Here is a 6,003-nt window from a genome sequence, read left to right as displayed (position 1 = left end):
TTCACTACAGTTGTCAATAAACACACCATTTTTTAGTTAACAACTTTTATTTTATTGCATTAATCACTCTACGTTAATGTTTCTCAGTGCAAAGGTCAGCCAATATCCCCTTTTCATACTGAAAATGAGCTGATGAGCACATTTCCTTTCCTTTATTACATGGCTCTATAGCGCCTCTCCTATCATTAAGATATCGATTCACCACGCAGCGCATTAAGTAAGTCACTAAATCAACATCTTTTATGCGTGATCTGCCGCCCAAAAAAGAAACAAAACAACCCCTCACACTATAATTAACTTTTGATTGACATATTATTAACAATCTCAAGGAGAACTATTATGAGCCAAATACATAAACACCCTATTCCAACTGCAATTGCAGAGCATGCCCTGATAAACCCGGAACAATATAATCAATACTATCAACAATCTGTGCAGAGCCCTGATGAATTCTGGGGAGAACATGGCAAGATTATTGATTGGATTAAGCCGTATAAAACAGTGAAAAATACCTCTTTCGACCCCGGTCATGTGAGTATCCGCTGGTTTGAAGATGGCACATTGAATCTCGCCGCTAACTGTCTTGATCGTCATTTGGCGGAACGCGGTGATCAAACTGCAATTATCTGGGAAGGTGATGACCCTAATCAGTCTAAAACGGTCACCTACAAACAACTTCACCACGACGTATGCCAATTTGCCAATGTGCTGAAAAAGCTAGGTATCAAGAAAGGCGATGTCGTGGCTATTTATATGCCCATGGTGCCCGAAGCGGCTGTTGCAATGCTGGCATGTGCACGTATTGGTGCCGTTCACTCAGTGATTTTTGGCGGTTTCTCACCTGACGCAGTGGCTGGCCGAATTATCGACTCTAACTCAAAACTGGTGATTACTGCCGATGAAGGCATTCGTGCTGGTCGCGCAATTCCACTGAAAAAAAATGTCGATGAAGCACTGAAAAACCCTGCCATCACTAGCATCAAAAATGTTGTCGTATTCCAACGTACTGGTAATGCTAGTTATTGGAAAGATGGGCGAGACCTGTGGTGGCATGACCTTATTAAGGATGTTCCTGCAGACTGCCCCGCAGAAGAAATGAATGCAGAAGACCCATTGTTCATCCTTTATACCTCTGGATCCACCGGTAAGCCCAAAGGAGTATTGCATACAACTGGTGGATATCTGGTCTATGCCGCACTCACCTTTAAATACGTTTTTGACTACCATCCCGGCGATATTTATTGGTGTACCGCGGATGTTGGCTGGGTGACCGGACACAGTTATCTGCTATATGGCCCACTGGCTTGTGGCGCAATTACATTGATGTTTGAAGGCGTCCCTAACTATCCGGGGGTCAATCGACTCGGTCAGGTCATTGATAAACATCAGGTTAATATTTTGTACACCGCTCCTACGGCTATCCGTGCCTTAATGGCTGAAGGTGACAAAGCCATCGAGGGGACCAAGCGCACATCACTACGCATCATGGGTTCAGTGGGTGAGCCTATCAACCCAGAAGCATGGGAGTGGTATTACAACAAAATCGGTAACAGTCAGTGCCCAATTGTTGATACTTGGTGGCAGACGGAAACCGGGGGTTTCATGATAACACCACTACCGGGCGCAACTGAGCTAAAAGCTGGCTCTGCCACTCGCCCATTCTTTGGTGTTCAACCTGCATTGGTCGATAACTTGGGCAACCCACAAGAAGGTGCCGCGGAAGGTAACCTTGTCATCACCGATTCATGGCCGGGCCAGGCTAGAACCTTGTTTGGTGACCATGATCGTTTTGAGCAAACCTACTTTTCTACCTTTAAGGGCATGTATTTCAGCGGTGATGGCGCACGCCGTGACGAAGATGGTTACTACTGGATAACTGGCCGCGTGGATGATGTGCTGAACGTTTCAGGCCACCGGTTAGGAACTGCTGAAATTGAATCTGCTTTAGTCGCACATCCCAAAATTGCTGAAGCTGCTGTTGTTGGCGTGCCACACAATATTAAAGGGCAAGCAATTTATGCCTATATCACATTGAATCATGGCGAAGAGCCAACACCAGAGCTGTATACCGAAGTGCGTAATTGGGTACGTAAAGAAATTGGCCCAATAGCGACACCAGATATTCTGCACTGGACGGATTCACTCCCCAAAACCCGTTCAGGGAAGATCATGCGCCGGATCCTGCGCAAAATCGCAGCAGGGGATACCAGCAACTTAGGGGATACCTCAACACTCGCCGATCCGGGGGTCGTCGACAAATTACTGGAAGAAAAACAATCAATGCAAGCACCGTCGTAAATTGTGCCGCCTTCGGGCGGCAACCTTAATTAATGCCTCAAAGGAGAGACTCTGATGAATGACAGCATTTATCAAGAGATTGAAAATAACCCGCGCTTTAAAGAGTTGGTGCAAAAGCGTGGTCGCTTTGCCTGGCTTTTGTCGCTGATTACCCTAGCGTTATATGTTGGTTTCATTTTCCTTATTGCTTTCGAACCACAATGGCTCGGTACCCCGCTATATGCAGGTTCCAGCATCACTCGCGGTATTCCCGTTGGTGTGGGGCTAATTGTTATTTCTTTTATTCTTACCGGTATTTACGTTATTCGTGCTAATGGCGAGTTTGACCGTCTGACGGCAGAAATTCTTCGTGAGGTGAAGCAATGAAGACTCGTCATTGGTCTGTACTATCCTTACTGGCTCTGCCTGCGCTGTCACAGGCGGATGCAATTACTGGCGAAGTTCATCGTCAACCGCTAAACATTCAGGCGATCGTCATGTTCGTTTTGTTTGTTGGCGCAACACTATATATCACTTATTGGGCATCCAAGCGCACCCGCTCCCGACAAGACTATTACACCGCTGGCGGGCGTATAACGGGTTTCCAAAATGGTTTGGCAATTGCCGGTGACTTTATGTCTGCGGCATCATTTCTCGGTATTTCTGCGTTGGTCTATACCTCAGGTTACGATGGTTTAATTTATTCCATTGGGTTCCTTATCGGGTGGCCAATCATTTTATTCTTAATTGCTGAACGCCTGCGCAACCTAGGACGCTATACCTTTGCCGATGTGGCCTCTTACCGGTTGAAACAAAGACCTATCCGTACCTTATCAGCTTGTGGCTCATTAGTCGTTGTGGCCTTGTATCTGATTGCACAAATGGTTGGTGCTGGTAAATTGATTGAGCTGTTATTCGGCCTGAATTACCACGTTGCCGTGGTCTTGGTTGGTATTCTGATGGTGCTGTACGTCTTGTTTGGTGGCATGCTGGCCACCACATGGGTACAAATAATCAAAGCGGTTCTGTTGCTGGCCGGGGCATCCTTTATGGCCATCATGGTAATGAAGTCCGTTAACTTTAACTTCAACACCTTATTCAGCGAAGCCGTCAAAGTTCACCCTAAAGGTCTCTCAATCATGAGTCCTGGGGGATTGGTATCTGACCCAATATCCGCGCTATCTCTTGGTTTAGCATTGATGTTTGGTACCGCTGGCTTGCCACATATTCTGATGCGCTTCTTCACTGTGAGTGATGCTAAAGAAGCCCGTAAAAGTGTGTTCTATGCCACTGGCTTTATTGGTTACTTCTATATACTGACCTTTATCATTGGGTTTGGCGCGATCTTGTTGGTTGGCCCAAATCCGGCCTTTAAAGATGCTGCTGGCGCATTACTCGGCGGTAACAATATGGCGGCAGTTCACTTGGCTGATGCCGTTGGGGGCAGTTTCTTCCTCGGCTTTATCTCAGCAGTGGCCTTTGCAACAATTCTTGCTGTTGTGGCGGGTCTGACGCTGGCTGGCGCATCTGCGGTTTCTCATGACCTTTATGCTAGCGTGATTAAGAAAGGCAAAGCTCATGAACGTGATGAGTTGAAAGTCTCCAAAATTACAGTTGTGGTTTTAGGCTTCGTAGCTATTGGCTTGGGTATTTTGTTTGAAAAACAAAATATTGCTTTCATGGTAGGGTTGGCATTCTCCATCGCCGCCAGTTGTAACTTCCCAATCATTTTCATCTCAATGTATTGGTCAAGACTGACGACTCGTGGCGCAATGATTGGAGGCTGGCTGGGGTTATTAACCGCCGTTGTCCTGATGATTTTAGGCCCAACTATCTGGGTGACTATCTTGGGCCATGCAAAACCAATCTATCCATACGAATACCCTGCACTGTTCTCCATGATAGTGGCCTTCGTTGGGATATGGTTCTTCTCCATCACAGATAACTCGGAAGAGGGCCAGCAAGAGCGCCTACGCTTTAAAGCACAGTTTGTACGCTCGCAAACTGGATTGGGCATCTCGCAAAGCAGTTCTCACTAAGCATTTTCGTCAGAGAAAAAGGCCCCTCGGGGCCTTTTTTATGGCTTCAACCAACGATCTAGCCATGGGAAAACCACATCTTGCTGCTCTTGATAAAAGACATGGCCTAATGTGGGCCAACTGCGTGTCACTAACCGAGAGTCGGCATTCTGTGACCGCCAAATAGCATGAACCTTGTTGTATGCTTGCTCTACCGCATCCGATGGAAACAACTTATCCTTTCCACCATTGAAAAGTAACATCGGCTTGGGTGCCGCTAAACTGGCAATGTCAGGAAAATCTAACTTATTGGCAATACCGGGGTGTAGCATATAAAAGGCTGACTGCCCACGGAGCACATTATTGCCCGGAGTCATCAAGCCTTGATAGTTGCCAAACCAAGATATGGCCGCAGTTGCGGCCACTTTATGCGACAGTGCAGCCAGTTGCCAGGCCCGATAGGCTCCCATCGAAAAGCCCAGCGCACCGATACGTTTCTGGTCAACTGATGGCAATGTTGCCAAGAAATCAACAGTGCGTATATCTTCATAAGCCATAGTGCCAGCAAGAGAGCGCCCCAGATTAAAGAAGTTACTGGCTAAAGCTTGCTGCTGCTCATAACTCATCGGCCCTCGATCACCCCAGCCAATCGCATCAATGGACAGCACCACATAACCACGCTTTGCTAATTCATCACCAATAAATTTACCACTGAAGAATTTATCCGACCATGCCTGTGCAGAGGCAAGCTGCGCATTGTCTCCCCAAGGACGGATCATTTTTTCTTTGCCAATATCAAACTTAGACCCATGGTCGTGCAGTAAAACAATCGCCGGATGAGGCCCTTTAGTTTTAGGTGTTAATAGCAAACCCTGCACGCGACTTTCATCAGTGATATTTAAGGCTATCTTTTCAGCAATATAACTTCCACGATCTTGCTGATCTGCTGTTTCTGCCGAGAATGCCATTGTTGAATCAGGAGTCAGTAATGCTTGACGAAGGATTTTTCTGGTATCACTTTTCCACTGTGCAAAATCCGTATACTGCCCTGCCAACCATGAGCTTTGATAAGTCATTTGCTCTTTAAGCTGTGGATAAAATACCGGTAGGTTATTCTCGGTAATTGCGGATTTTTGATATGTCACCGGACTTGCCTGAATGGTTGTGCAAGTGAACATAGCAGCCAATATTGCCGTATATGCATAGCGACCAGCATTCATTTAAACCTCATAATCAAAACATCGTTTCAATTTTTGAGATAATGATTCTAAGTGAATAACATTTTTTTTCTGTGGCAGAGATTATAAAAATGGCCGAAAAGTTTAATACGGTAATGAAGCCATCTGGCCTTTTCCATACTTGAAGGGTTAGTCATTACCAAATACCTACGTATTAGAACCTTTTTGATGAAATAACACTCAATATTGTATTTTGTTTTAAGTACAAACGTAAAAAAGCCCTCTGCATAGCAGAAGGCTTTCTCTTTTCATATTCCACACATAGCAAAAACCCCACGCTTTTGGCATGGGGTCTCGGCTTGATTTGATGCCTGGCAGTGTCCTACTCTCGCATGGGGAGACCCCACACTACCATCGGCGCTACGGCGTTTCACTTCTGAGTTCGGCATGGGATCAGGTGGGACCACCGCGCTATGGCCGCCAGGCAAATTCTGTTTTCATCAACTCGCTACACAATCACTCTCATGCAG

4 protein-coding genes and 1 rRNA gene are annotated in these 6,003 nt (G+C 46.1%); 3 read left to right on the top strand and 2 right to left on the bottom strand.

From position 1 onward, the window contains the following. Positions 1 to 339: 339 nt before the first annotated feature. From acs to actP, 3 genes are read left to right on the top strand one after another with little or no spacing between them, the layout of a single operon-like run. Positions 340 to 2,298: an acetate--CoA ligase gene (acs, locus tag HUZ92_RS20610; RefSeq protein WP_050099629.1), complete on the top strand. Its 1,959-nt coding sequence runs from the start codon at positions 340 to 342 to the stop codon at positions 2,296 to 2,298. A gap of 54 nt (positions 2,299 to 2,352) precedes the next feature. Further along, positions 2,353 to 2,664 (top strand): DUF485 domain-containing protein, encoded by a 312-nt coding sequence (locus tag HUZ92_RS20605; RefSeq protein WP_050099628.1) that lies wholly within the window; start codon positions 2,353 to 2,355, stop codon positions 2,662 to 2,664. Then, positions 2,661 to 4,316: a cation/acetate symporter ActP gene (actP, locus tag HUZ92_RS20600; RefSeq protein ID WP_050099627.1), complete on the top strand. Its 1,656-nt coding sequence runs from the start codon at positions 2,661 to 2,663 to the stop codon at positions 4,314 to 4,316. Before HUZ92_RS20605 ends, actP begins: the two co-directional genes overlap by 4 nt. Positions 4,317 to 4,354: 38 nt before the next feature. Here actP and HUZ92_RS20595 read toward each other — a convergent pair whose 3' ends face one another. Next, entirely contained in the window at positions 4,355 to 5,515 is a 1,161-nt protein-coding gene (locus HUZ92_RS20595; RefSeq protein ID WP_145579423.1) for a dienelactone hydrolase family protein, read from the bottom strand. 327 nt (positions 5,516 to 5,842) lie between these two features. Further along, positions 5,843 to 5,958 (bottom strand): 5S ribosomal RNA (gene rrf / locus HUZ92_RS20590). Positions 5,959 to 6,003 lie beyond the last annotated feature (45 nt).

It is taken from the genome of Yersinia vastinensis, assembly GCF_902726565.1.
Classification (GTDB): Bacteria; Pseudomonadota; Gammaproteobacteria; order Enterobacterales; family Enterobacteriaceae; genus Yersinia; species Yersinia vastinensis.
The sequence above is the reverse complement of the archived record's forward strand: the minus strand, read 5'-3'. Positions and strand labels throughout refer to the sequence as shown.

Coding starts and splice junctions, on each gene's coding strand:
- actP (WP_050099627.1), top strand. CDS start 2,661: ATGAAGACTCGTCATTGGTCTGTACTATCCTTACTGGCTCTGCCTGCG.
- acs (WP_050099629.1), top strand. CDS start 340: ATGAGCCAAATACATAAACACCCTATTCCAACTGCAATTGCAGAGCAT.
- HUZ92_RS20595 (WP_145579423.1), bottom strand. CDS start 5,515: ATGAATGCTGGTCGCTATGCATATACGGCAATATTGGCTGCTATGTTC.
- HUZ92_RS20605 (WP_050099628.1), top strand. CDS start 2,353: ATGAATGACAGCATTTATCAAGAGATTGAAAATAACCCGCGCTTTAAA.